Origin of the sequence: Moorena sp. SIO1G6, from assembly GCF_010672795.1 — a bacterium.
Lineage (GTDB): Bacteria > Cyanobacteriota > Cyanobacteriia > Cyanobacteriales > Coleofasciculaceae > Moorena > Moorena producens.
In genome coordinates this window covers 73,726-100,426 of record NZ_JAAHFZ010000014.1, presented here as the reverse complement: position 1 = coordinate 100,426, position 26,701 = coordinate 73,726, and the positions used below count along the sequence as shown (strand labels likewise).

General features: G+C 43.5%; 21 protein-coding genes and 3 pseudogenes. 4 read left to right on the top strand and 20 right to left on the bottom strand.

The window, feature by feature from the left end; genetic code table 11:
* Positions 1-1,179: 1,179 nt before the first annotated feature.
* On the top strand, positions 1,180-1,362 hold the full coding sequence (locus F6K63_RS15920) for a hypothetical protein (protein ID WP_287312659.1): 183 nt from the start codon (positions 1,180-1,182) through the stop codon (positions 1,360-1,362).
* Between the two features lie 78 nt (positions 1,363-1,440).
* Here F6K63_RS15920 and F6K63_RS15915 read toward each other — a convergent pair whose 3' ends face one another.
* The 4 genes from F6K63_RS15915 to F6K63_RS15900 form a co-directional block, all read right to left on the bottom strand.
* Complete coding sequence (locus tag F6K63_RS15915) at positions 1,441-1,848, bottom strand: HetP family heterocyst commitment protein (protein WP_287312657.1); 408 nt, start codon at positions 1,846-1,848, stop codon at positions 1,441-1,443.
* A gap of 664 nt (positions 1,849-2,512) precedes the next feature.
* Positions 2,513-4,147 carry a beta-barrel domain-containing protein gene (locus tag F6K63_RS15910; protein WP_287312655.1) on the bottom strand — a complete coding sequence of 545 codons (1,635 nt, stop codon included), beginning with the start codon at positions 4,145-4,147 and terminating at the stop codon, positions 2,513-2,515.
* A gap of 170 nt (positions 4,148-4,317) precedes the next feature.
* Positions 4,318-7,530 carry an ABC transporter transmembrane domain-containing protein gene (locus tag F6K63_RS15905; protein WP_287312654.1) on the bottom strand — a complete coding sequence of 1,071 codons (3,213 nt, stop codon included), beginning with the start codon at positions 7,528-7,530 and terminating at the stop codon, positions 4,318-4,320.
* A 53-nt stretch (positions 7,531-7,583) separates the two neighbouring features.
* Positions 7,584-7,772 (bottom strand): hypothetical protein, encoded by a 189-nt coding sequence (locus F6K63_RS15900; RefSeq protein WP_131826828.1) that lies wholly within the window; start codon positions 7,770-7,772, stop codon positions 7,584-7,586.
* 993 nt (positions 7,773-8,765) lie between these two features.
* Between F6K63_RS15900 and F6K63_RS15895 the strand changes: the two are divergent.
* Positions 8,766-9,024: pseudogene (locus F6K63_RS15895) on the top strand (ISKra4 family transposase); the annotation flags it as partial.
* A 378-nt stretch (positions 9,025-9,402) separates the two neighbouring features.
* On the opposite strand, the gene F6K63_RS15890 reads toward F6K63_RS15895, so the two are convergent.
* The 15 genes and pseudogenes from F6K63_RS15890 to F6K63_RS15820 form a co-directional block, all read right to left on the bottom strand.
* Positions 9,403-9,537, bottom strand: coding sequence for a hypothetical protein (locus tag F6K63_RS15890; protein WP_008191076.1), 135 nt, complete (start codon positions 9,535-9,537; stop codon positions 9,403-9,405).
* A gap of 123 nt (positions 9,538-9,660) precedes the next feature.
* The gene (locus F6K63_RS15885) at positions 9,661-10,419 is read right to left on the bottom strand and encodes a foldase protein PrsA (protein ID WP_008191078.1); all 759 of its coding nucleotides are present in this window, start codon (positions 10,417-10,419) and stop codon (positions 9,661-9,663) included.
* A 246-nt stretch (positions 10,420-10,665) separates the two neighbouring features.
* Positions 10,666-10,962, bottom strand: a complete 297-nt coding sequence (locus tag F6K63_RS15880) for a hypothetical protein (protein WP_008191080.1) — start codon at positions 10,960-10,962, stop codon at positions 10,666-10,668.
* Positions 10,963-11,246: 284 nt separating this feature from the next.
* On the bottom strand, positions 11,247-11,534 hold the full coding sequence (locus F6K63_RS15875; RefSeq protein WP_008191083.1) for a hypothetical protein: 288 nt from the start codon (positions 11,532-11,534) through the stop codon (positions 11,247-11,249).
* Positions 11,535-11,839: 305 nt separating this feature from the next.
* Positions 11,840-12,127 (bottom strand): hypothetical protein, encoded by a 288-nt coding sequence (locus tag F6K63_RS15870; RefSeq protein WP_008191084.1) that lies wholly within the window; start codon positions 12,125-12,127, stop codon positions 11,840-11,842.
* Between the two features lie 288 nt (positions 12,128-12,415).
* The gene (locus tag F6K63_RS15865; RefSeq protein ID WP_008191086.1) at positions 12,416-12,748 is read right to left on the bottom strand and encodes a hypothetical protein; all 333 of its coding nucleotides are present in this window, start codon (positions 12,746-12,748) and stop codon (positions 12,416-12,418) included.
* 204 nt (positions 12,749-12,952) lie between these two features.
* Positions 12,953-13,288, bottom strand: a complete 336-nt coding sequence (locus F6K63_RS15860; protein ID WP_008191088.1) for a hypothetical protein — start codon at positions 13,286-13,288, stop codon at positions 12,953-12,955.
* Positions 13,289-13,366: 78 nt separating this feature from the next.
* Positions 13,367-13,699: a hypothetical protein gene (locus F6K63_RS15855; RefSeq protein WP_008191090.1), complete on the bottom strand. Its 333-nt coding sequence runs from the start codon at positions 13,697-13,699 to the stop codon at positions 13,367-13,369.
* 850 nt (positions 13,700-14,549) lie between these two features.
* Positions 14,550-14,687 (bottom strand): hypothetical protein, encoded by a 138-nt coding sequence (locus F6K63_RS15850; protein ID WP_287312653.1) that lies wholly within the window; start codon positions 14,685-14,687, stop codon positions 14,550-14,552.
* A gap of 132 nt (positions 14,688-14,819) precedes the next feature.
* On the bottom strand, positions 14,820-15,254 hold the full coding sequence (locus tag F6K63_RS15845; protein ID WP_287312652.1) for a HetP family heterocyst commitment protein: 435 nt from the start codon (positions 15,252-15,254) through the stop codon (positions 14,820-14,822).
* 172 nt (positions 15,255-15,426) lie between these two features.
* Positions 15,427-17,031: a beta-barrel domain-containing protein gene (locus F6K63_RS15840; RefSeq protein ID WP_287312651.1), complete on the bottom strand. Its 1,605-nt coding sequence runs from the start codon at positions 17,029-17,031 to the stop codon at positions 15,427-15,429.
* Positions 17,032-17,828: 797 nt separating this feature from the next.
* On the bottom strand, positions 17,829-21,056 hold the full coding sequence (locus tag F6K63_RS15835) for a peptide cleavage/export ABC transporter (protein ID WP_287248996.1): 3,228 nt from the start codon (positions 21,054-21,056) through the stop codon (positions 17,829-17,831).
* A 181-nt stretch (positions 21,057-21,237) separates the two neighbouring features.
* On the bottom strand, positions 21,238-21,414 hold the full coding sequence (locus tag F6K63_RS15830; RefSeq protein ID WP_008191101.1) for a hypothetical protein: 177 nt from the start codon (positions 21,412-21,414) through the stop codon (positions 21,238-21,240).
* A 139-nt stretch (positions 21,415-21,553) separates the two neighbouring features.
* Positions 21,554-21,706, bottom strand: a pseudogene (locus F6K63_RS37850) (HetP family heterocyst commitment protein); the annotation flags it as partial.
* A 367-nt stretch (positions 21,707-22,073) separates the two neighbouring features.
* Complete coding sequence (locus F6K63_RS15820; RefSeq protein ID WP_008191104.1) at positions 22,074-22,526, bottom strand: hypothetical protein; 453 nt, start codon at positions 22,524-22,526, stop codon at positions 22,074-22,076.
* A 1,410-nt stretch (positions 22,527-23,936) separates the two neighbouring features.
* Between F6K63_RS15820 and F6K63_RS15815 the strand changes: the two genes are divergently transcribed.
* Positions 23,937-24,404 (top strand): phosphate-starvation-inducible PsiE family protein, encoded by a 468-nt coding sequence (locus F6K63_RS15815; RefSeq protein ID WP_008191106.1) that lies wholly within the window; start codon positions 23,937-23,939, stop codon positions 24,402-24,404.
* Between the two features lie 20 nt (positions 24,405-24,424).
* Positions 24,425-24,889, top strand: coding sequence for a nitrate reductase associated protein (locus F6K63_RS15810; protein WP_044495739.1), 465 nt, complete (start codon positions 24,425-24,427; stop codon positions 24,887-24,889).
* A 452-nt stretch (positions 24,890-25,341) separates the two neighbouring features.
* Here F6K63_RS15810 and F6K63_RS15805 read toward each other — a convergent pair.
* Positions 25,342-26,367: pseudogene (locus tag F6K63_RS15805) on the bottom strand (CBS domain-containing protein); the annotation flags it as partial.
* Positions 26,368-26,701 lie beyond the last annotated feature (334 nt).

Genomic DNA, 26,701 nt, shown 5'->3' with positions numbered 1-26,701 from the left:
TCCTTGTCATCGCGGAAGTATACACTTCCGGAGAATCCGGCGCCAATGATGTTAGTTTCTTCCTTAACAACTTCGAGGTGATTTAGGTCAGAAATATTCATGGTTGGTCTGCTCTTTTGTTAGTTTTGTTTTACTTAACAACTTGGTTGTTGTTAGTTTTATTCTACCGCTTCTTATTCAATTTGTCTGACTTGTCAAGCCAATTTGGCGGAAACTTTAATTAAATAAATTAGTTAGGTAGCTAAAAACAACTTGGTTGTTGTTATTTTTAACCTACCGCTCTTAATTTAATTTGTCTCACTTGTCAAGCCAATTTGGCGGAAACTTTAGCTCGATCCTTGATTAAGTTAGGTAGGTAGCTAACAACAACTTTGGTTTTTGTTGTTGTTATTTTCATCCTACCGCTCTTAATTTAATTTGTCTCACTTGTCAAGCCAATTTGGCGGAAACTTTAGATCGACCCTTGATTAAGTTAGGTAGGTAGCTAACAACAACTTTGGTTTTTGTTGTTGTTATTTTCATCCTACCGCTCTTAGTTGAATTTGTCTCACTTGTCACGCCAATTTGGCGGAAACTTTAGCTCGATCCTTGATTAAGTTAGGTAGGTAGCTAACAACAATGGTTTTGTTGTTGTTATTTTTAACCTACCGTTATTAATTTAATTTGTCTCACTTGTCAAGCCAATTTGGCGGTCAAGTTTTAGGGAGAGTTTAATGTTACAAATTGTTATGAAAAATGCCCAAGTTATGGAAAAATAACTTGGGAGTATTAATGCAATTTATGCAGTATCAAAAAATTAATAAAAAACAAAATATAGCAGTCGCCAGGGCAGTTAGGACATGACAAAAGTCTCAAACCTAAGTAAGCGCAAGAGTTTGACTTCTGACTTCTGACTTCTGACTTCTGACTTCTGACTTCTGCTATAAATTCAGCGATTGGGGGACTGTCAGCATTGAGCTATCAGCCCTGGTGAGGTGTAAGCATTCAGAATTCAGCACTCAGCACTCAGCAGTCAGCAGTCAGCCTAATCCTGAAGTAACAGAGATTAAAGCAATGCTTACCTGTTTTATTCAGATGTAACTCAGCATTATTCCAATGCTTACCTGTTGTCTTGATGCAAAGCGCGAGTGGGGGAAACCACGGCAGACCGCGAGTGGGGGAAACCACGGCAGACCGCGAGTGGGGGAAACCACGGCAGTCGCTCATGGGGGAGACCCCCAAGACCGCGCTGCCTCCCCAAGACCGCACTGCCTCCCCAAGACCGTAATGGTGCGTTTGACCCGTAATTTAATTCGCCACGGGTCGCACCTCTGCATCGCTTATTCAAAAGCATCTCAAGTAGCACCATCTGTAGGGCATTAGCTGATGACTGATAGCTGATAGCTGATGGCTGATGGCTGATGGCTGATAGCTGAATACTTACGGTGAGATTACCAGTCCCTAGAAAAACCTTACATTCCTAGTAGTTGAGTAGAATTTTTGCAATTTGTGGTTAAACCACTGTTCTTTAGAGCCCCCTTGAACTAGTTGGCTTCTGCTGTCAAGGGGCTTTGCATAGTCGAGATCTTTAATGTTCCTTAAGCACTTCTGAGCATCTTCCCTATCCTGCTTAAGGCTGTCGGTTGTAGCTGGATTGAGTGAGTCCATTTTCTCGTTATCCCGTCGCAATCGGCAGTAGGTTCGCGACGGTATGTATTCTAAGGGGTTAAGACCCAAATAACGCAGCATCAAAACACAAGCCCAGGAATACTTGCGATCGCGAATTGCTTCTTCAATCAAACTAATCTTTTCAGGATCTAGGGTTTTGCCCAGTGGGCGATTAGAACGACGAAGCATGGAGTAACTCATGATGATTTCTTTTTGATCTGAAGGTCAACGAATTGGATTTGCAGGATTTACGCTTGAACTCTACCTCTAGTTTCAATAGTCAGTGATTCTGGTTGGTCAATTAAGCGAAGAGTTAGAGTACTGATCTAACCATCTGATTTGAGTTGTGAAACCTGCGAAGATGGCTTGATCGGGTGATCGGGTGATCGGGTGATCTCGAATAATCTCTTACCAATCAATAACGATTGATAGATCAGGATTCTCTTCTTCTAAATCTCCATCAATCATCCCCATTTTGGACAACACCAGATTCTTCCCCCCTTGCCCCTAGTTGACTGACAAACCTCTAAAACTTGGAACACTCTCAGTAAAGACTATTTTGAACAAAGCTTTATGAAAATTCTGATCAGATTTCGTGAACATTTGGATCAGATTTTGTGAAAAGACTGTGAAATCCTTTATCCATAGGTAATTCAAACCGCTTTTCCCTGACCGTGCTCAATGCTACCTCTGAGCAGAAATTTCCCTAACTGGGCAAAGCCCACGACTTGTCAGTCAATCCCTTTTCCTCCCTTGTACTCCTCTTCCCTGACTGGTTGTGCCATCAGGGTTAATCGACCTGGATTTAGTACCACCCCCATTACCCTACAGACAGTATGTCGATGGCTAAATTGCGTTAGTCCTGCTATAGATTGACACCACCTTTTTGCAGCTGTCGGATCGGATCTAACAAGAAATCCACAATCCGACGGCGGCGGATAATGATGTCAGCTTTGGCTGTCTGACCAGCTTTGAATCGGATCATTTGATCGTCTTCTGTAACGTAGTCACGGTTTAGGGAAACTTCCACCTCATAAACCGAACCAAATTGTTGATCAGTTTTGGCATCGGCAGAAAGGGAAGTGACTTTCCCTTTGATGATGCCGTATTCCTGATAGGGATAGGCATCAAGCTTGATTTGCACCGGCATTCCTTCTTTGATAAAGCCTGCCTCCTGATTAGGTAAACTAGCTGATAACACCAGGGGCGCATCTTGGGGCGCTACTTCGGCAATGGTTTGACCGGGTTGAAAGACTTCACCAATATTGGCAACATTGAGGGAGGAAACTACTCCATCCACCGGTGCATAGAGAAACTTTTGTTTGAGCCTAGCTTTCGCACTAGTGAGCAGATTGCGGTTTTCAGCAATTTTGGCATTTAGTTGAGTCAGTTCGATCTCCAACTGCTGAAGTTTCTGCTTGGTCTCTAGCTGAGTCCGATGCACTTCGGCTTGCTTCTGAGTTAGACCTGCTTGAAGTCGTTGGATTTCTGCTAAGGTCTGGTTGAGATCGCTCTGAGTGAGGGTGATGGCGCTGTTGCGATCGCGTATACTCTGCTGGGCTTGATAAATCTGGTCTTGGTTACTGGCTGCTTCTTGCAGTTGGGTTTGGGTAATCACCCGCTGACTCGCTCGTAGGCTATGTTCTGCTTGAAATACTTGTTCTTTTGAGATTGCCCCTGATGCTAACAGGGGTTTGAGATTCTCTAGGCGTTCCTTAAGGGCAAATGCATCATCCTGTCGTTGCTGGAGCAGTGCTTGGGTAGTCGCCTTGAGCCGTTTTAGGCGTTCTAGTCTGTCCTGACTGGCGACGTTTGCCTGCTGATGTTGGATCAGTTGTTCTCGTAAGGCGGCTACTTTAGTCTGTGCCTGAGCGATAGCGGCCTGTTGTGCGTCAATGTCCGCTTTGGCAATTTGCTGACGGGTTTGGGCTTCTTGGTGGATGTTTTCAATCAGCCCTTGCATCTGAATTAATTTGATTTGGTCAGCATTGATCAGTTGCTCCAAACGCTCTACTTCAGTAGCGCCAAGTTCTTTATCCAGTTCCACCAAGACTTGCCCAGCGGTAACCGATTCCCCTTCTTTGACCGCAATCTTGGCGACCTTGCCGGATTGGATCGGATGAATTTTATACACTTCTCCTTTTGGCACTAACTTGCCTGTGGCTTTACCCACTTCGTCAATTTGCCCAAAGGTTGCCCAAACCCCACAGACCATACAGAAGGCGAATCCTCCCAAAAGCAGTCTCTGGGGCAGTACCGATGGTGGCTGATCCAGTAAATTTTGTAGGGCTGTTGACCAGTTTTCAGTGTTGGTAGCCCCTAGTGATGATGTTGGTGTGACCGGATTTTGAACATGATTAGCTGATTGGGGGAGTGGTGGTGCTGATACCGCTGTCCCCCCATAGATCGATCTAATCTCAGCTGAGGTTAGATTAGGGTGAGGGGTTTGTCCCTCAGGGAGTCCCTCTCTAGACGGGATAGATGGTTGTGGTTTGTTCATGGTAGTTCACCCATAATCACTGGTAGTTTTGTGTCTATTGATTTAAACTGAGAACACGAACCTTGGTGAAAGTCAATGTTGAAGACAGTGGGGGATATACTGATCACCCCTGATCACCCCGAGAGCGATTTTTTACAAAAAACATTTACAAACTTTGATAAATGCCAGGGTTAAAGATCTAGCTGCTGCTGGGCTAGGTGGTAGTACAGACCTTTCTCAGCCATGAGTTCGGAGTGGGTACCGCGCTCTGCGATCAGACCTTGGTCGAGGACCAGTATAGAGTCGGCATTGCGCACCGTAGAAAGACGGTGGGCAATGATGAAGGTAGTGCGATCGCGACTAATGCGAGCTAAATTTTGTTGAAAACGTCGCTCGGATTCTGTATCTAGGGAGCTAGTCGCTTCATCGAGAATCAGAATCTTGGGGTTACCCAGCAAGGCTCGGGCGATCGCAATCCGTTGCCGTTGTCCCCCAGACAGGTTAGACCCTCGCTCCCCAACCTTGGTGTTGTATCCCAGGGGCAGGTTTTGAATAAACACATGAGCTTCAGCCAATTTGGCAACTTCTACCCCTTGTTCGAGGCTATACTCAGGTTTGTATAAGGTGATGTTCTCTAAAATCGTCCCTGAAAACAAAAAGCATTCTTGAGGTACCACACCTAATTGAGAGCGCAAAGACTGGGGAGAAACATGTCGGATGTCGTGGCTATCAATCAAAATACGGCCTGTAGTTGGGTGATAGAGTCCTTGGAGCAGCTTGACCAAGGTACTTTTGCCCGAGCCACTGCGTCCGACAATGGCTATGGTCTTTCCAGGGGCAACCTCGAAGGAAATGTTTTGAAGGGTGTATTGTTCATCATCCTCACTATAGCGAAAGCTGACATTGTCAAACTGGACATGCCCCGCGATCGCAGGCAATGGCATCAGGGGTTTTTGGGTATTCTCTTCTGGCTGGGTGGTCAAGACATCATCGAGCCGTTCCACCGATACCAAGATTTCCTGGAACTCATCCCAAAGTCCCACCAAAGACAAAATCGGGCTAATCACCCGACCAATGAGCATATTGAATGCCACAAATTGACCAATCGTGAGCTGTTCCTGAATTACCAGACTTGCCCCGAACCACAGTAAAGCCGTGCCGCTGAGGTTATTAATCAACCCACTGACTGACCCTAAGCCGTTGGCCAAGTTCTGTCCTTTGAATACCATATTCAACTGACCCGTGAGGCGGTCTTCCCAGCGCCAGCGCACCTCTTGTTCAGAGGCTGCTGCTTTGACAGTTGCTACTCCCGACATCATTTCTACTAACAGGGAGTTTTGTGCTGCTGTTTCTTTAAAGATTTCCCTGGACACTTGGCGTAGAAATGGACTGGCAACTATGGTCAAAATCGCAATCGGTACAATCGTTGCCAGGACCAGCAAGGTTAGGTGCCAGTTGTAGTAGAGCATCAGCCCCACATAGACAAACATCATTACCACATCCAGCCAAGTAGCAATGGCTTGCTGAGTCAGGAACGCCTGAATTTTCCCAGTTTCCTGGACTCGGGTCAGGATGTCCCCCACCTGGCGGGATTCAAAAAACTTCAGGGGTAGTGTGAGGGTATGCTTAATAAAACCACTGACAAAGGTAAGACTGAGTCGATTGGAAAAGTAATCCAGCAGGTAGCGTCTGGTGACACTCAAGCCTATGCTCCAAAGGCCAAAGATGACTAGACCAATTGCAAACACATTGAGGGTAACAACACTTTTGTTAACCACCACCCGATCCAAAATGATTTGGGTAAACAGGGGGGTAATCAGACCAAAAACCTGGAGCAGTAGGGAAGCTAGGATAATTTGCAACAGGACTATGCGATGGGGCCATAGCAATCCCCAAAAGCGATTCAGAGAAATCTTTTGATTGGGAGTCCCTGCTAGCTGGGGAGTAGGATTCAACAGCAGCGCATATCCTGTCCAACCCTCTAGAAATTGTTGTCGAGAAAGCGTCCGCTTTCCCACAGCTGGATCCGCAACAAGTACCTTCTCCCCTTTGACCGAATAGACAACTATATAATGATCACCTTGCCAGTGAGCAATCCAGGGGTTACTCCGATCCGCTAGGCGAGCTAAAGACGCTCTAACTGGAGTAGCTTGAAATCCCAAGGTTTCTGATGCTCTGGCTAACCCTTTCAGGGATGACCCAGAACGCCCCACCCCTGCCAGATTCCGTAGGGAATTCAAGCTAAATCGTTTGCCCCAGTAGCGTCCAATCATTGCCAAGCAAGCAGCGCCACAATCTGAAGAGGATTGCTGTTCAATGAAGGGATAGCGTTGCCACAACCCCTGAATAAAAGGTCGCTTCGTCGGTACGGGAAATGGTATCAGTTTAGACTCAGCCTGGGTCGAGTTACTTTGTGTTTCAGCATTTCCATTGGTAGGGAGGTTGGATGGAATTAGCGGTACTCTGTGACCGGGCTGAGTACGGACTGGGTGGACTATGGCGCTAGTCGCCCCTGATTTCTGGTGTCCATTTTCAGAGGTTTGACCCGTCTGTGGACTCAACTTTGCCAGCACCGGTGCCATCATTTGGGCAGTTTCCCAATGTTCCTTTGGTAGATGGGTTACCCATAAATCGCTTTGAGCAATCCAATCTTCCGGCACTGGCTGAGGATAGCCCCAACTTTCGCCCCTTGCAATAGTTAGTGGGCAATTCTCTTGAACTCCGCCCCTTTCAATCTGACCACTACGTAGCCAGTAACGACCAACTTGGCCAGACTTAACTAAGGACTCCCCAGCGGAAATCCGTGTGTCTACCAGGTAGGGCAACAATTGCTGTAGAGTGATGCTGTCAAGCGATCGCAATGCTGTTAAGGTCTTGAAGAAAATCAAGCGTTGCCGGTGCTGAGCTTGTTGCTGTAGGTGTTCGAGCCACTCCGGTAGCTGTTCTAACCAAGGTTGCAGTTCAGCTAAGGACATCCGAGCAATCTGTCCTGAACTCGCTGCGATCGCTTGGTAAGGATAAGATAGGTTGCACAACAGTTCCTCAGCCCCAAAGGTTGCCCCCTCTTCAAGAACCTGTACGGATACGTCCCGCTGTTTTTCACCATCAAAGCTTAGCAGCCGCACCCGCCCGCAACAGACCACGTAAAAATACTTATTTGGTTCATTTTGAACATAATTTTGGCTTAACTCCCGTCTAGGATAGGGTATAATTTCATCACCTAGATCAAAGTTATGAATTTGGAAGGATTGACTAAATTCTGGTAATAGTGTATTTGATAGGGTCTTATCCAACCAGTTCGCGATTAGGTGTTCAATAACCTCGGAAGATTTCTGGGTCGGGTATTGGCCAAGGGAATCTGGTGGTTGCCCTGATTTTTCTAAACCGACCGTTTTCTGATGCATTAGGTAGAACCCCTTCTTTAGTTAGTTTTACCTTGTATTGACTAGCGCCATGGTTAGGTGGAGTCTTCGGATCCATTTGATTGGCACCAGTATTGATTGTTCAAACAGTACTCTGGGTAGTCACATAGACTCTGGTCTCCCTTTTTCCCTAGTGATAGTCCCAGTAGTGTTCCCTGGGGTTGAATTAGGATTTGACTTAGGAGTACTGTGGCATTCAACAACTGTTTGCCGTTTGATGCCACCTAAGCAATCCCAGCTAATCGAGGTAATAAGTAATAATTTGATGTTCACCCTTGCTCCGGGAGGCTGATCGCCCTTTTTTAGGTAACTTCATGAAAAGCTTGTGAAATTAATTATGAGTTTTTTCCCCTGAAAACTCAATATACTTACATATTTCTTAAAACTTCAAATCTTTTCTACATATTCCTTACCAGTAACCCCAAGGACAATCTCCGGAATCATCCTATGTGAAGTTAATCGGCGCTGTCAAGTTGTTTTCACGATCAATTCACGGTTTTGACAATAGCTTAAATAAAAGTTTATCAAATCTTATTGAAGTTAAGTGGCCAGATTGAAGTTAACCAGCTAGATAGAGTTGTCAAGTTTTCATAACATTTTCACTAAACTAACTATTCATATAATCAGTTTAGTAGTTATCAATAGTTTCACAATTACTTTACTTTCTCTTGATAAAATCTTGTTATAAACTTTAAACAAAATTCACAAGTACAGCAATGTCTCAGCTCCTAGAGAAGCTTTGTGATCCCTGATAGTGTGATCCGGTTTGTCAATTACCCTAGGGGTTATACCCCTCAATAATTCGCCAACTTAAATTCGCCAGCTTACAGACCACCATACTCCCTATCTGGTCGTCATATCATCGACCCTTAAATACTAATGATTAAAACTGATCGGGAGATGGGGAGAAGTAAGGGGAAGCAAAAACGCGGATATTGTTAATCATCACTCATCCTCAGGACTTGAGATCAATTAATCAACAGTTAACTTACCTATTTTTATGGCTCTTCCGTACTTGTTATGCTAAATTAACACTTTGCCAAAGGGACTGAGGCCGTAGGCCACGCGGGGCGCGTTCGGAGCAGGGACTTCGGAGCAGGAGGAAGAGGCAGCTATATGGGAAAAATTTATGGTTAAATAGCCTCATAACCCTTACACAGTAAGCTTTTCGGGGGGGGGGTAAACTATAAATTTAGCATAGTAGGTACTGAAGAACCGAAACTATTGAGTTAATATCTCTTTTAAAGAAAAAACAAGCAACTAATTTTTGTAACTATCTAGAAAGTCATCGAACTCGAATTATTAATTATAGTTACTATAAACTTCAGGAAATTTGCTCCATTGCCTGGGATCGTGTATGAATCTACAGTAAAGCAAATTGATCGAAGACTAAAAATTTCTGGGCGAGAGTGGAACTCGGAAAATGTTCCTCAAGTTCTTAAACATAGATGTGCTGATCTAAACAACTGTCTTTAGTGGCAGTCAAAAAGTGGCAGTCAAAAAGTAATTAAAATTCCTACCGCCTGTTTATTTTGAGGCTGGCTATTTGGGTCGCTCTCCCCTGTTTTTTGGGTTGCTCCCCCATGTTTATTTTGAGACTGGAGTTGTACTATTATATGCATTAGATTTTGGTAAGCATTCAGCAGTCAGCCGTCAGCCGTTGGCCACAGACCCAAAGCTGATAGCACCTCAAGTAGCGTGGTCACAGGCCCAAACCTGATAGCTAAATGCTTACTCAAGACAAGGTCAAAAACGGTAATTATTTTGTATAATTGATTTAGAAATGCTATAGGTAAACTACTTACTATAAGAAGCATAGCAAGAGGATGAACTTCTGCTATAAATTCTGCCACTCTAGTCTCTTTTGACAGTAACCTCTTGAATAATGGTTGCTTCATCCCCAGAGGCAGTTGCTGTACTTTCGGCTTGGACTACAACCGTACCATCTGCTGAAACTATCCATTTTCTGATTGTCTGGGAACGTCTCATGGTTACATCACTCTAGTTAGTAATTTTCGTTAGTTATTTTAGTTATGAGGTAAATTAAATTTACTTACCCCTGCTCTCTGCTCCGAAGCTCCCTGCTCTCTAAAACCATTAATAGCATTGGGATTATTCCCCAGTATTGATGGTACTAATTTCACTATGGATCATATAGTTAACTTCACTATTGAGCCACTCTTGAAACATACTCTGTAAAATTTCTTTAGACTTTTCTTCGGTTAATTCAGCTGGAATAAATTCTTCAACTAAGAAAAGATGATATCCTTGTTCGGTTTGCAGGGGATGAGTCACTTCTCCTGGCTGAACACTAAAGATAAGGGCAGCTATCTCAGGCTTAAAACTCCAACGAGGCAACTTTCCTTCATAGCCACACCGTCGCTGCCTTTCTGGGTCTATATCATAGAAATGAGCAGCTTCATAAAAACTGATTTCTCCTTCCTCAATCTGATAGAAAAGCTCCTGAGCAATTTCCTCAGAATCCACCAGAATTTGATAAACCAAAACTTGCTCAAAGTCCAGTCGATTTTGAGCAAAGCTTTTTTCCACATCTTTATAAAATAAGGACTCAGCAAGCTTTTGGGCAAGCAAGCGATCGCTAATTCCCGCTTCCCAATCCTCTGCTGTCACCATCTGATCTGCCAGCCAGGCCAATGTTTCTGCTGCCTTTTCCAAACGATTGGCATAACGGATCTCATCCGCCTGAGCTTGCACGTCTTCTGGTGTGACTGTTATCCCTCTTTCTTGAGCCGCTTTATTGATAACTCGTTGATACAAAACTTTTTGACAGATGCCCTTCAGATGCATCTCCTTTTTCAAGGAGTACATAATTTCCTCTGGAGTCACCGATGCTTTGGAAAGGTCAACCATTACACCCGATTATGAACTATAACTGGAACTACTTACAGTCTTGGTCAGAGTCAGCTGAGTTAACTGTCTGACTCTTATCATCATACAAAAAGCAATTCCTAAATTTTGCCAATTTGCCAAATTGAGGGCGGAGTATTTGCCAGCAAAAATCAAAGTTGAGACTTATCCCTCAATCAAAACACCTCGCCCCTCAATCCCCGTTTTGAAGCCAGCACACAGAAACTAGATTTTATTAAGCTGATAGCTTTAGAAGTATCTGCTAAAAAAGTTAGTCCTCGTGAAAAAAGCTTCCTGAATATCAGGTACTGAGAAGTTATCAGTACCAGCCCTAGCTTCAACAATACCCGCAGTGTTTGTGGCTTTATTAGCAGATGCTTGCACTGCACTCGTAGCCATGTTTCCCTTAGGATCCATGCTCATGGCATTACTCATAGTACTTGCTGCCTCAGAATTTACTTCCGATACAGATATAATTGCAGAATGACTACCGTTCATGGTTGTAAATGAGCCAGGTAACTCCCATAACCGAAAGTGATCAAACATAATCGTTAAACTCCTTTGTTACTAATGGAACGAGTTAAAAACATTTTAATTATTGAAAAATTCACTAATTTTTTTGCATAAATCGGGAACTTCGGATCAGGAATATTCGGATCGGGTAACTTGGAATCAGTGGACGATAATTGACAAAAACATTATCAGAAAAGCGATGGAGCCCTTAAAACCCTTGTTACTATTGCTAGCTTACCTATTGCTAGCTTGCCTATTGCCTTAAAAGGATAAGCAAAGTACCTCACCGAATTGATAACTGCTATATATTTGTTGAGTTATCCAATCAAACGATAAATCCCAAAGGGATCATGGACAGAATAACCCCAGTAATGACGATCCCTAGCCCTAGCCTCAGCTTTTGCCCTAGCTTCAGAAAAGAACTCGTCTACATGGATAAAGCTTTCTACGGAAGTATCGGTATGCTGAGCTAACGCATCGGCCTGAGCATTAGTGGCACCAATGCCAGGACCAGCGAAGGCTTCAGCAGTAGTAAAAACAAAACCACCTAAAATAGGGTGGTCTGTTGCCTGTAGCTCAAAATATTCTAATTGAGCAATTTTCATGAATGATTCTCCTGGTCAAATTAGGTAATAGTTAATTGTGATCGGGAGCATCTAAAAGCAACTAAATATAAAAGCAACTAAAAATGATAAATTGGGAGCACCGTTTTCTGTAAGTACCGAGCAAGATGCTCCCACTACCAATTACGTCCTTATTTTACTAACCACAAGCAAAATGCTTCCACTACCAATTCACAAAAATGGGATGCTCCCATTGTGATTAATGCTGCGGAAAGATGTTACTGATTTTTGCTTCATCTTTCCGCAGCATTGATAGCCTTAAGTCTCAAGGATTACTCTAAGCCGTTTTAGTAATAATGCTTCTTATTCTTAGAAGAACTAACAGATATTGTACTTAGGGTAGATTGAGAACCATGCTCAGTAGTGGTAGTACTGCCAGTGACGTTAGTGAAGGTCTTCTCACCAAAGGCTTGTGCGCGGCCATCAATCGTAGCTACGTTCTCTTCAATGTCAATACCGACGTTGATAAATTTGTTAAATCCGAAAGGGAAGTAAGGTTGGTAGTAGCCATATCCACCCACAACTTTGGGGTCTTCAGCAATAGTTTCTAAATGATTTAGATCAGAAATAATCATTATTTATTTCTCTCCTTTTTGTTTTTTAATAAAACTGCTTGTTTGACACTTCAATTAAACTATCAAAGTTCAAAATGTTTGTCTCGCTAATTTGGCAATTAACCTATTGAGTTCCGGTTTGATATAACTACTGATACTTTAGTATTTTGAAGTCATCAAAATGAATGACTTACACCTAAAAATGAGTGCAATAATCTTGATATAGAATTGAATTTAATGCATTATATTAGGATATGAATACACCCAGGTTTACAAATTACTTAATCACAAAAAGTTCCTGATTAAGTACTAACGGCTGATAGCAGAGAAGCCAATACCTACAGACTTGGAACCAGTTACTCCACCTTGCTCAATAGTGATGAAGACGCTTTCTTGCTTAGTAGCAACGTTATTACCTTTATCGCTAGAAGCTTCAGATGTAACACCACCTGAAGCGGTAATACCATTAATGTCTACACGAGAGATAATGCTGGTATTGAAAACTTCAGTTTCGGTGATGGTGCTGGTGGTGTTGAAAACGCTGGTGACATTGTTGTTGAATGTGATTCCAGCAATAGTAGTACCACCTTGAACTTGGCTAGCGTCAACGGATTCTAGATGGTTTAGATCAGAAATAAGCATTGATTTTCTCCTTTTTTATTGTTAATAATGGGCAAACCCATCTAAATTATAGAAACGTTACTCAGAAAAGATTTCAAACTTAATAAGTTAAAATACTTATCATATGAATCTCATATCCAGTAGGCATTTCAAAATAAGATGCGTTTACCCTGAATAATGAATCGAGGTTTACAAATTACTTAATTAGTAACTTGTCCTGATTAATTAATGACGGCTGATTCCAGAGAAGCCAATACCTACGGACTTGGAACCAGTTACTCCACCTTGCTCAATAGTGATGAAGACGCTTTCTTGCTTAGTAGCAACGTTATTACCTGCATCGCTAGAACCTTCAGATGTAGTACCACCTGAAGCGGTAATACCATTAATGTCTACGCTAGAGGTAATGCTGGTATCGAAAACTTCAGTTTCGGTGATGGTGCTGGTGGTGTTGAAAACGCTGGTGACATTGTTGTTGAATGTGATTCCAGCAATAGTAGTACCACCTTGAACTTGGCTAGCCTCAACGGATTCTAGATGATTTAAGTCAGAAATAAGCATTGATTTTCTCCTTGTTGGTTGTTGATGATGAATCGAGGTTTAGAAACTAATTAATCAGAAACTTTTCGTGATTAATTACTAACGGCTGATTCCAGAGAAGCCAAGACCTACAGACTTGGAACCAGTTACGCCACCTTGCTCAATAGTGATGAAGACGCTTTCTTGCTTAGTAGCAACGTTATTACCTTGATCGCTAGAACCTTCAGATGTAGTACCACCTGAAGCGGTAATACCATTAATGTCTACGCTAGAAGTAATGCTGGTATTGAAAACTTCAGTTTCGGTGATGGTGCTGGTGGTGTTGAAAACGCTGGTGACATTGTTGTCGAATTGGATTCCAGCAATAGTAGTACCACCTTGAACTTGGCTAGCCTCAACGGATTCTAGATGGTTTAAGTCAGAAATAAGCATTGATTTTCTCCTTCTTTGTTGTTGATTTTATTTCTGTGGAGCAGCTTTGTTTTAGCTGTTGATATAACTATATCCATATTCCCCTAGGCATGTCTCGCCAATTTGGCTTCAAGCTTTTATTTTTTGAAAATCACTGGATTTACTAAAAGGATGTAGTCAGCAGTAACCAATTCTGGATTAGTTCAAATAGATTGGTAATATTTCTGGGGTTTTAGTCAAGTAAATTCTTAGGAATAAACTGGTCATTATATCTAATATAAAAAAAAATGAACGCCACTTTGGCTTGAGATTGATGCTTGACTCCTCCCACAACTAAAGAGTGACTAGTAACCGATTCTGAATTAGTTCAAAGAGATGGGTAAGGTTGATGGGGTTTTAGTGAAGTAAATTATTAGTAATGAACCGGTTATTATATCAAATCTAATTAAAAATATGAACGCCACTTTGGCTTGAGATTGATGGTTGAATCCTCCCACAACTAAAGTAAGTGCTAAAGTCCGTGCTATGTCCAGTCATTAGTTAATAGCAAAGGGAACAGCGGATCACCGGAACAGGGAGCAGGGAGCAGGGAGTGTGGGAAGTGTGAGGAGAGGGGGCGTGTGGGGAGATCGGGAGATGGGGAGATGGGGAGATGGGGAGATGAAATTAATAATGTGTAGCCCTGTGAGGGCTAAGAATTGGTATAACCTGAGTTCGATATAAGCGATCGCTTGAGGAAAGACTAAGGAATACAAGGGTTGGGCAACTAGGCTAGATTAAGGCTTTCAGGGTTACGTCGAACTTAGGTTAACTAGGGATTAGCCACGCTTAAACCCTTAGATTAGGCCCGCTTAACCATTAACCGTGCCACCTAGCCCTCACCCTCAAAACTAAATTGACAGATTACTAGGGCTGTTTTTACTAGGGCTGTTTCATTCCGGTCTGTGATCAGATAAAAAAACGCCTCGTCCATCAACAGGTGCGACCCGTGGCGAATTAAATTCGCCAACGGAAAGCGCACCTAATGGACAAGGCGGTTATTAATGAATTACTTTGACCACAGGCTTAGTCTGATCTGGTGTGGTGGTAAGCAGTGGCTGGTAATGACAATGAGGATGGGTAGGAAAATGATTATACCTGCTCACCACAGGGAAACCAAACAGTCTTGCCGTAAATAATCGGTTAACTTCTTGAGGATGGATTCCTCTTCTTCCAGTTCAGTGATTAAGCACTGTTCTTGATCGCCACCGTGGACCTGTGAAGTTTTCTTGCCAAGGGTCTCTACATAAGCCAGATCTTTGATCTGGCTCAAACGCTGCCGTGCATTCAAGACTTTATTGCTATTGGTCATCATACTAGCTTGCTTCTGTAAGATCATGTCCCGGTTTTGTTTGAGCAAGCGGCTGTAGGTTCTAGAAGGCATGTAGTCTAGGGGGTTATGGCCTGCCAAGCGTAGCATTAACACACAAGCCCAAGAATATTTGCCATCAAGGATGGCTTCCTCGATCTCGCTAAACTTATCAATATCCATCATTTTGTTGAGCTTGGTATTGGCAGAAGGAATACGATAGGTCATGGTTATTTCTTATCCTGTAAGTCTAAAGGTCAATAGTTTATAAGCTGGGGTGCAGTTAACTTGCAGATTTCAAGGAATTACTAGCAAGTTGACTACTAAGCATTAACGGTTAACTGTTAACCGTCAACGGAAAACGATCAGTCAGTGATGAAAGTGATTTGAGAACAGAGCACTATAGATCGATGCCGCTTTTTTGCAGTTGTCGCATCGGATCCAATAAGAAATCGATAATCCGACGGCGGCGGATGATGATGTCAGCATTGGCGGTTTGACCAGCCTTAAACCGGATGATTTCATCCTCTTCAATCACATAGTCACGGTCGAGGGACACTTTCACCTTATAGACTGAACCCATTACTTGATCGGCTTTAGCATCGGAAGAGATGGAAATCACCGTGCCTTTGATGATGCCGTAATCCTGATAGGGATAGGCATCAAATTTCACTTGCACCGCCATTCCTTCGTTAATAAACCCTGCCTCGCGAGTAGGCAAACTTGCGGATAGCACTAAGGGGGCACCTTGAGGAGCGATTTCGGCGATGCTACGTCCCGGTTGCACGACTTCACCAGCATTACCAATGTTGAGGGAAGATATTATCCCATCCACTGGCGCTTTGAGAAACTTCTGTTTGAGCCTGGTTTTAGCAGTAGTAACCAGGGTTTCATTTTCAGAAATTCTAGCTTTGATTTGGGTCAGTTCCACTTCCAACTGTTGAATTTTCTGCTGTGCTTCCAGGCGAGTGGTGCGTCCCGTTGCTTGCCGATGCTCTAATTCTGCCTCTAGTCGCTTAATTTCTGCTAAAGTTTGTTGTAGCTCACCTCGGCTTTGGCTAGTCGCCGCTTCGCGATCGCGTATACTTTGCTGAGCTTGAAAGATCTGTTCGCGAGTACTCAAACCCTCTTGCAGTTTGCTTTCGGTAACAGCACTTTGGCTAGCACGAAAGCTTTGTTCTGCTTGAAATACCTGTTCTTTCGAGATTGCTCCTTCTGCCAACAGAGGCTTAAGGTTATCGAGTCGTTCCTTGAGAGCCACTACATTAGCCCGCCGTTGCTGGAGCAGTTCTTGGGCTGTCGCCTGCACCAGCTTCATCCGTTGTAATCGTTCGCGATTAGCAGCTTTAGCTAACTGATGTTGAATGATTTGTTGTCTAATTGCCGATGCACTAGCCTGTGCTCGTGCGATCGAAGCTTGTTGTGCTTGAACTTCTGCTTGGGTAATCTGCTCACGAGTTTCTGCTTCCAGACGGGTTCTTTCAAGCAGTCCTTGCATCTGAACTAACCTAATCCGGTCTGCATTAAGCACTTTCTCTAAACGCTCTACTTCCTGAGTGGCAAGCTCTGTATCCAGTTCCACCAAGACTTCCCCAGCTTTAACCGCTTGCCCTTCTTTGACCTTAATACTAGCAATCTTGCCTGGCTCAATCGGGTCAACTTTATAAACGTCGCCTTTTGGTACTAAGCTTCCATGAGCTTTACCGACTTCATCAATCTGCCCAAACGTTGCCCAAGCCACAAATATCGTACAGAAGCTTAACCCACCTAACATCAGCAACCGGGGAAGGTTCGCCGGAGGCTGGTCGAGGGTAGTTTGTATCGAGGTTGACCATTTGGACGTATTAGAAGCATGGGCAGTATTGGTTCCTACCTCTGTGCTAGGTGAGGCTACAGCCTCTTGGTCATAATCAGGTCTCAGGCGACCTGATGGCATTAAAACGACGTTACCCTGACGACTCGTAGCCGCCTCAGGTGGGGAGTTGATTGGTTTTGCTTGTGTCATGGTGGTAGATCACGCTAAATTAACATTTTAGGGAAATGACCAATGTTTTGGGAAAGTCAGCGACCAATTCTCTTGCTGCCCTTAGCTTAGAGGGGCGAGTTTGGTATTGTTGGGCAGACCGAAATCTTTGGCATTACCTGACTCTACTTGCCCCTTTTTGAGATAGCTTAAATGCACCCCGAGATCAGAACTTAAACCCTTCCCCTTTAAGTAGCCGTCGGTCGGTCAAACCGCTTGGCTGAGCATGCTGTGAGGTGTGGACTTGAGCAGGACTGACCCTAGAGTTAGGCTCTCCAAGTTATCTCCGTCTCACCTTTAGTGGGGTGCATGGGAATGAATTAAACAAAGGAATTGGAATTAAACTCTCCGGTGAGTGTGCGTCATGGGGGATTGTCAGGGGATTCTAAATGGTTGTTACGAAATGGGTGTGGAGCCATATCTGAACACGTTTTCATCCCCTTCTATTCACACAGGGCTTTTCCACTTTTCTGATAAAAGATCAATTTCATCTGAGTATGTTGCTAAATTGGCAGATTTTTGGCAGCTTTTTACAAAGCTTGACATAGTGATAGCTAGCTTCAAATTTCATTTGTCCTTAGTCATTAGTCCTTTTCACATCACTGTGTTGCCAAATTGGCAAATTTTCACATAGTTTGATATAGTGATAAATAGGTTCAATTTTTCTTAGTCATTAGTCCTTTGTGACTAACCAGGGTCTATGGGGATTTACAAATGACTAATGACTAAATAACTAATAACTAATAACTAATGACTAATGAGCACTTGTTAACGATCTATTAAAGATCTAGCTGCTGCTGTGCTAGATGATAGTAAAGACCTTGACGATCCATGAGTTCCTGATGGTTGCCTTTCTCGACCAGAACACCTCGGTCTAGGACAAGGATGCAGTCAGCATTGCGCACTGTAGAGAGGCGGTGGGCGATGATGAAGGTAGTGCGATCGCGACTAATGCGAGCTAAGTTTTGTTGAAAGCGGCGCTCGGATTCTGTATCTAGGGAGCTAGTCGCTTCATCCAGAATCAGAATCTTGGGGTTGCCCAATAGGGCTCGGGCTATGGCAATCCTTTGTCGCTGTCCACCAGAAAGGGTAGAGCCTCGCTCTCCTACTTTTGTATTATATCCCAAAGTCATACCTTGAATAAAAGCATGAGCTTCTGCTAGTTTGGCTACCTCTACGGCTTCATCCAGGCTGAAATCCGGTCGGTAGAGAGTGATATTTTCGACAATTGTCCCCGAGAACAAGAAACATTCTTGGGGTACCACACCCATTTGAGAACGCAAAGATTGGGGGGAAATATGGCGGATATCGTGTCCATCTATCAAAATACGACCATTAGTCGGATGATAGAGACCTTGCAGTAGCTTCACCAAGGTACTCTTGCCAGAGCCACTGCGCCCCACTAGAGCAATGGTTTCTCCAGCCCTAATCTGTAGGGAAATATTCTGTAGGATATTGCGATCCTCATCCTCGGAGTATCGGAAGGTAACATCTTCCAATATTACATCACCCTTAATCTCAGGTAGAACCAACATTGGTTCTTGAGGATTCTCCTCTGGCTTAGCAGATAAGACATCATTAAGCCGTTCTACAGACACCAAGATTTCTTGAAACTCATCCCAAAGATTCACTAGAGCCAAAATCGGACCAGTGACTCGGCCAATGAGCATATTAAACGCGACATACTGACCGATAGTAAGCTGCTCATTAATTACTAAGCTAGCGCCAAACCAAAGCAAAGCGGTGCTGCTGAGAGTATTAATTAGAGAACTAATTGACCCTAACCCGTTAGCCAGGTTTCTACCTTTAAATTGTACATTCAACTGATTGGTGAGGCGATCTTCCCAGCGCCAGCGCACTTCTTGTTCCGAAGCCGCCGTTTTCACAGTAGCAACCCCTGACATCATTTCCACTAACATAGAATTTTGTTGGGCTGCTTCTTTAAAGATTTCCCTGGACACCTGGCGTAGAAAGGGACTGGCAATCACAGTCAAGATGGCGATGGGGAAAATCGTTGCCAGCACCAGCAAGGTTAAGCGCCAATTGTAGTAGAGCATTAGTCCAATATAGACAAACACCATCACCACATCTAGCCAAGTCGCAATCGCTTGCTGAGTTATAAAACCCTGAATTTTTCCAGTTTCCTGAATTCGGGTCAGGATATCCCCCACCTGGCGGGATTCAAAAAACTTCAGGGGTAAGGTCAGGGTATGGTTAATGAAGCCACTGACGAAGGTGAGACTAAGCCGATTGGAAAAGTAGTCCAGCAAGTAGCGTCTGGTGAGACTAACCCCAATCGTCCAAAGGCCAAAGATGATTAGACCAATGGAGAAGACATTGAGAGTGACAAGGCTTCTGTTAATAATCACCCGGTCAAGAATGATCTGGGTAAATAAGGGAGTAATCAGACCAAAAACCTGAAGGATGAGGGTAGCCAAGATAATTTGCAGCAGGACTGAGCGATGGGGCCATAGCAATCCCCAAAACGGCCCTAAAGAACGTTTGTCGCTGGGAGTAATTGCTAGTTGGGGAGTTGGATCCAATAGCATGGCATACCCAGTCCAACTTTGGAGAAAGTCTTTGCGAGCAAGCGATCGCTTCCCCACTGCTGGATCGGCAACGAGTACCTTATTACCCTTTACCTGGTAGACAACAATATAGTGATCTCCTTGCCAGTGAGCAATCCAAGGATTACTCCGATCCGCTAAGCGACCTAAAGAAGCCCTGACTGGACTAGCTTGAAACCCTAAACTTTCCGCTGCTTTAGCTAAACCTTTGAGGGATGAACCAGAACGACCCACTCCCGCCAGTTCCCGCAGGGAGTTGAGAGCAAAGCGTTTGCCCCAATACTGCCCAATCATGGCTAAGCAGGCAGCACCACAATCAGAAGAAGCTTGCTGCTCAATAAAAGGATAGCGCTGCCAAAACCTTAGGAATCTCCCACCCGGCTTTGCTGGTTTGGGAAAATCAAAGCTTTCTGACTGACTGGGTTCAAGGGGCGTTTGTTGCTTAGGAGTTTCTAAAACTCGCCGAGTCGGTCGTGCTCTAGTCTGGTTTGCATGTGGTGACGGAGTATGGGTCTTGTTAACTACGCCTTGATCCGATGGAGATTTACCGTCACCATTTTTAGCACTTTGCCTGTTCTCCTGATCCGGTGACTCGGTGGAGTTAGCCAAAACTGGTGCGATCGCGCAAGCCGCTTGCCAATGCTCTTGAGGCAGCTGGTAAAGCAATACATCAGTTTGGGCAATCCAATCTGTGGGTACTGGCATCGGATATCCCCAACTTTCTCCGATGCTAGGAAATGGAGCAGAGGAATTTGCCTCTGTTCCTTCTGGCGTTCCCATTTGACCACTACGTAGCCAGCAATGACCAGCTTGGGAAGAGGACACCAGAGACTCCCCAGCCTCAATGCGTGTTTCTACGATGTAGGGCAACAGTTGATTTAGGGTAACACCGTTAAGCGATCGCAAATTGGTCAAAGTCTTGAAGAAAATTAGGCATTGCCGGTGCTGGGCTTGTTTCCCCAGGATTTCCGACCACTTTGGCAACCGTTCCAACCAAGGCAAGAGTTGATTTAGGGAAATACGAGCAACTTGTCCTGAACTCGCTGCGATCGCTCTGTAAGGATAGGATAGACTACCTAAGAGATCATAGGCACCAAAAGTTTCCCCTTCTTCGAGTACCTGTATGGAAACCTCCCGCTGTTTTTCAGCATCAAAGCCTAGTAGTCGTACCCGACCCTGACAAACTAGGTAAAGATATTGGTGATCTTGTTCAATCTCAACAGAATCTTGGGATAGCTCTGGTTTAGTATAGGCAAGGATTTTATCCCCTAGCTGGAAGTGATCAAGGTCAAATGATTGACTAAATTCGTAGTTGAGCTTTGGATCGACTGAGTCTAGGGTCAAGCTTTGAAGCACCACTGATAAATTGCTAGCAGGGTCTGGGTTGATAGAAGACGGTGGTTTACTAGGCTCTGCTGAATCCCTGATTATATTCTTCATATGTTAAACATTGAAAATTGATTTTTAACAATTAACCATTTACAATTAACCATTTATAATGAACTACATTTAGTTATCTAATAACTTAGTTTTTGTCAAGTCATTAACCGGCTAGTTACCAATAATTAACAAAAAATTCACAAATACTTTAAGTAAACTTCATCGAAACTTTAAATTCCCCCTAGAGCATCTGGTGTAAAGTAAACCCATAAGGGTTGGGGAAAGGGAGATAGGAGGTCAAGTCATCAGCCAGCTCATCAAGCCAATAGATGTCAGCTAGATCTAAGCAGATAGTGCGGTTGATGCGAGTGCAGTTCAACAGATTAAACGGGAAGACGTTGAAAACTAGGCTCTGCATCAATAATCAATCAAACTGACCTAGGCAGGTGGTTAACTTCAGACTTGATGAATCTCCCAACTTTCCCTAACCCTGACTAGACCTTACTAACAACCTGTGATTGTGAGACAGGGGTTTTGCCAACTGGATGCTTACCAGATTGACTATTTTCTTTGATTAAGCGATTGTAGGTTCGGTAAGGGATGTAATGGAGGGGGTTGTAACCAGAAAAACGCAGAACTAACACACAAGCCCAAGAATACTTGCCCGCGATGATAGCTTCTACGACCTGGTTAAGCTGCTCATTATTCATGACTTGTTCAGAGCTCGTAGAGGTTGACGTTGGTTGAGATGTTCTACTAGTTGATGGTCTACTAGTTATTGAGAGTAATTTTTTGGCCATGGTAGTCACCCAGAATTAACGACATCATGTAATGGTCTATACCCAACTGGCAAAGGGAAGTTGCCAGTTCACCGGGGTAATAATTAAGCCTTGGAACAGGTTTTGGATTATTGCAATTGAACCACGTAGCTGACTATGGGCTTTTAGCTCATAGTTGTTTGTCTAAACTTTGTATAAACACGCTTTGTATAAACACTTAAGCTACTACAAACTAGCGTGGGGGACAATAACAAACTCTCAACCCAAGGATTAATCGGTGGAATATGTTGAGGCTCACTCACTCAACATATTCCACCATGATCATTGGCCACAATCGATTTAACAACTGCTGGAGTAGAACCGACTTGAGTTTGAGATCGATTACCAATCTAAATACTTGCCAGTGGGGTTGAGTTTTCCCAATCAGCCCCATATGAGTCCCTTGTAATGTGGGCAGCTCAGTGATTGCAGTTATGTCACAAAATACTTTCAGGAGATTGAACATCCCTTGCAGTAAGCTGATTGCCCCCTTTTTTGCTCCCACCGAGACTGATACGTTTGACGATAGCACATCATTCCGGAAGCTGCTATCGTGTTCAATGCCTTCAGTGCCAACACCAGTGTCGGAGGTGTCAGATGTAAGAACCCTCAGCAATCGGTTCGAGATAGTTAACCCACAGCACTGCCAGCTATGGCTAGGGTCGTCAGTGGGATTTAAACCTACTGCTTTTAGGTTCAATTTGCTAAGCACCCCTGAAAACCTCTTAGTAAAAAGCTGGATTAGAGAACGCGGCGATGGCTTCCGCTTTCCTAATGGTATGTTCATGAGTCTGTCGGATGATTTTTTCAAAGTTGATGCTGTTGTGACACCTAATGTTACACCTAATTTTTCACAATACCAGAGGCTTGCCTACATAGAGTAAGCGCAGATGAGCGTGAAATATTGATCCTATTTCAGGCCAGTTACAACAACAAAAAATACAAACCCTCTTTAAATTCCTCTGTCTTTAGACAGAAAAATTTTATGTTGTCTGGAGTAAATCCCCAAACACCTAGACACCGAAACAGATGAGCACCTGAATTTACCAATATTATAGAGTTTTTATCTAGAGTTTCTGTGTGGCTAACTGCTGAGCTGAACGATTTGAGTATATCTACTCAGCCTTAGCTCCATAACGGCGATGGCGTCTAACCTGAAGTAGTTACAAGTTCTATTCAAAAAGCTGGCCGAGTGAGCTGAAACAATAAAATCAAGCTTCTTGAGCATAGTTACCCTCTTTGATTCTTTCAAAAAAGACAAATCCAAAATTGGATTGGTTTGGCTGTCAGGTTGATGAAGTTATATTTCACGCCGATGATCTTGAACCTGAAACTTTGTTCATCTACAAAAGGAAATCTAGTAAATTCAAGGGGTAATTGTCAAGCGAAAACTCACATTTCTTTTCTACATTCACATTTTGTTCATATTTTCTTCACAAAATTACCAAATTTACGCAAATTTCACACAATCTTCACGTAATCTTGAGTAAGCTGAGAAGGAAATCTAGGACCTATATGTCACCCTGCTCAACTTAAAGATAACTTTAATCAAATCTTTACTATATGTTTACTAAATCTTGCTCCACCCCCAATGTAAATTTTTGTGACAAATATCATGGTCAATCTGCCCCCTCTGTCCCCTCTTCGGGTCTATTCTCCCTCTAGGGTTACTGAACTAAGGAACTCCGTCAAGTGTAGTCGGGTCAGTGACCAATTCCCAATTCCCAATTCCCAATTACCCTCAATCATTGCATGAATCAGCAACGCCCTCCCTCTTGCCGATCGTCTTGGCTTTATGACGTCATAGAGATTGTGATAGTTGAACAAGGGGGGTGGCATCAGGGTAAGCGCAAGAATCAATAAGCTGTAGCTTATTGAGAAAAAACTGGGTTCATTATCAACTATTAAACTCTATTGAGAATCAAGTTCTACGAGATTATAGGGGTTTCGAGCCACGATCAACCGATATCCAGCCAATGCACATTATGGGCAATTTTTTCTGGCGCTTACCCTGGGGGTGGCATCAGGGAAAGGCAACCACAACATTGACTCATCTGTTCCGTTTATACCCCGTCGAAGTGTTAAAATCAACCATCATCTGTATTTTTACTAACCTATTCCTATGAGGCGGTTAAGACAACTCTTCCAAAAACTTAGAAATGCAGGCAAAGATGAGAATTTTTTATACGGGCTAAATCTGTTCGAGGGTTTTGTTTCCAAAGTTCTCTCTTTGGTGATGGTGGTGGTAATATTGGTTGCACTTAGAAGCCTAGTTATCTCACTAGTTAAAGAAATAACCAATCCAGAAGCAATAGTTTTGAGCAAAACACTTTTCAAAATATTTGGACTGTTTCTAAATATTCTCATTGCACTAGAAATTTTAGAGAATATAACCGCTTATCTGCGAAAACATGTTATTCAACTTGAGTTAGTTGTTGTTACGTCTTTAATTGCCGTTGCCCGTAAAATCATTATTCTTGACCTGGAAAAAACTTCTGGAAGCCAGGTAATTGGATTAGCAATTGCCATTATATCTCTATCAATTAGTTACTGGATTATCCGCAGTACTAGCACAAGAAAACTTCATTAATGAATAAGATTGAGAAGACTATGACTAATTTTTTCCAATTTGAAACGGATTTTGTGGATTCTTTACGGTGCATTCCTATGCAAGTGCGGATGAAATTAGATACTTGCGGCATCAAACTTAACCTGAGCCACTGGCATCAGTTTAATCAACACGAGCGTCAACAACTGGTAGAGATACCCTGCACTACGACTGAGTCAATCCAAAAGTATGGAGACTATGTTCAACACCTAGTTATAAACTATACAGGAAAACCGGCTTCTAATTTACCTGTTGACCCCCAAGCTCCCTGGATGAATTCTCAGGTAATTCCATCTACCGTGGCGGAAAAAGCTATGGAATTTGGAGTTGTAGTAACTACTCAACAGTGGGCAGCACTAACTCCTATCCAACGTTTTGCCCTGATTAAACTGACGCGCCCTAGTCATGAAAACAAAAACTTTTTACCAGCACTAAAGGAATTCCAATTAGTTTTTGTTAACCGTTAACCTACCCAACAAGGGACGCCTACGGCGAACACCCTTCAACAAATTCAGACCAAGTCAAATATGCCCCTTAAATCTGGATTAGCTTAACTGCTAGAAGTACCTAGCTGATCTACCAAGACCTGATCCTGACAAGACTGGTTTTGGGCTTTCTGTATTAGCTCTCGCATTTTATCAAGATTATCTAAGGCTGACTTAAGCTGGCTTTGACGTAATTCTGATGATAGGGTAGAGTGGTCAGCTAGGTTTTCTAGAATAGCTTGAATAGTGTTGAGCAGGATACACAGTTGATAATCTTGAGTGGTACCCAATTTACTTTTGGGGTATTTGAAAGCCTCACACTGTTGGGAAGTATTTAATGCTTGACCCTCTATGGGTTGTGACAAAATCACTGTTAGTTCTCTGTTTTGGTCTGTGTTTTGGTCTGTGTTGGGTGGCTCTGATTTATGATTAAACCTATCTCCTGATAAAGCGATCGCATTTTCTGCCACCTCCCCAGATTCTTCACCAGGGGGAATGGCTTTGTGGGATTTGTTCACGGATTCTTTGGCTGGGTCTAATTGCTCAACGGTTTGCTGCAATGTCTCCACAATCCCATACATTTCCATTGGGTCAAACACTCGCAGCAGGGTTGTTTGGGTGACAATACCAATTTCTTTACCCCAATTCCAAGACACCACCAATCGCCGCACACGACGCTTTTGCATTTCCTGATGAGCTGTCCATAGAGAATCCTCAGGACTCAGCAGAAATAGAGGTGTACTCATCACATCCTGAGCCTGGACTTTAGACAAATTCAGCTTCAGAGACTGAAATTGGACAATATCCCGCTCTGTGACAATCCCCACTGGCATACAGTTATCCTCTCCATGGTCGGAGGTAATGACCACACAACTAACTCGGTGCTTATTCATGAGTCGGGCTAAACTCAATACTGAGACAGTTGGAAGGGCATTAACCACCTGGGGGGTCATCACTTCTGATACCCGCCGTAACTTGAGCAGATTGGCTGGTCGCAATACCTGGCGAATTCGCTCTGGTGAGACAACACCCACTAGCTGACCATGATCATCCACAATTGGTAAGTGGCGAATCCGAAACCGACGAAATATAAATAAGGCGGCAAAGATATCCCGACAAGCAGTTTGAGGAAACGTAATCACCGGCTGTGCCATGACCTCAGCTACTGTTACCTCTTGAAAGTTAATGCCATTAGCCGTCAGCCGGACAATATCGCGCTCAGTAAAGATTCCCAGCAACTGGTCTGAGTCCATTACCAAAACGCAGCTAGACCGTGGCTCACGAATGCTGAGCTGGTCTGATGGTGAGTGGAAATTGGGCAATGAACAACTTTTGCCTCGCTCCTGACTCATCAAAGCAATTATGTCGATTAGAAGGGTGTCAGGAGCAACGATCAAAGGCTGATGGTCAATTGCTTCTTCTAGGGTTGGGGCGCAGATAAGTCGATCGTTAAGTTGCATAGTTAATTTGATGGGTGAACTTCCATGACCTACGACCGCCGCCAACCGCTTAAAACTATGGCGCTGGTGTATTTACTGAGCCTGGGTTTTTTTAGAGGGATGTTACGGAAAAATCCCGCAAATATAGAAATAATATGCACATAACTTGTATAAAGGTCTATAATAAATAGATGTTACAGCAAAATCATCTTTAACCCTTATATGACATAGCTTTTGGCTTTCAGAGGTTGCCAGGTTACCTGGGACTTTAACCATGTGGGCTTAGGGGCAAATAATTAGGCATTGCTGACCTAGCTTGGCAATTGTCCGATGGGATTGTCCGATGGAATTGTCC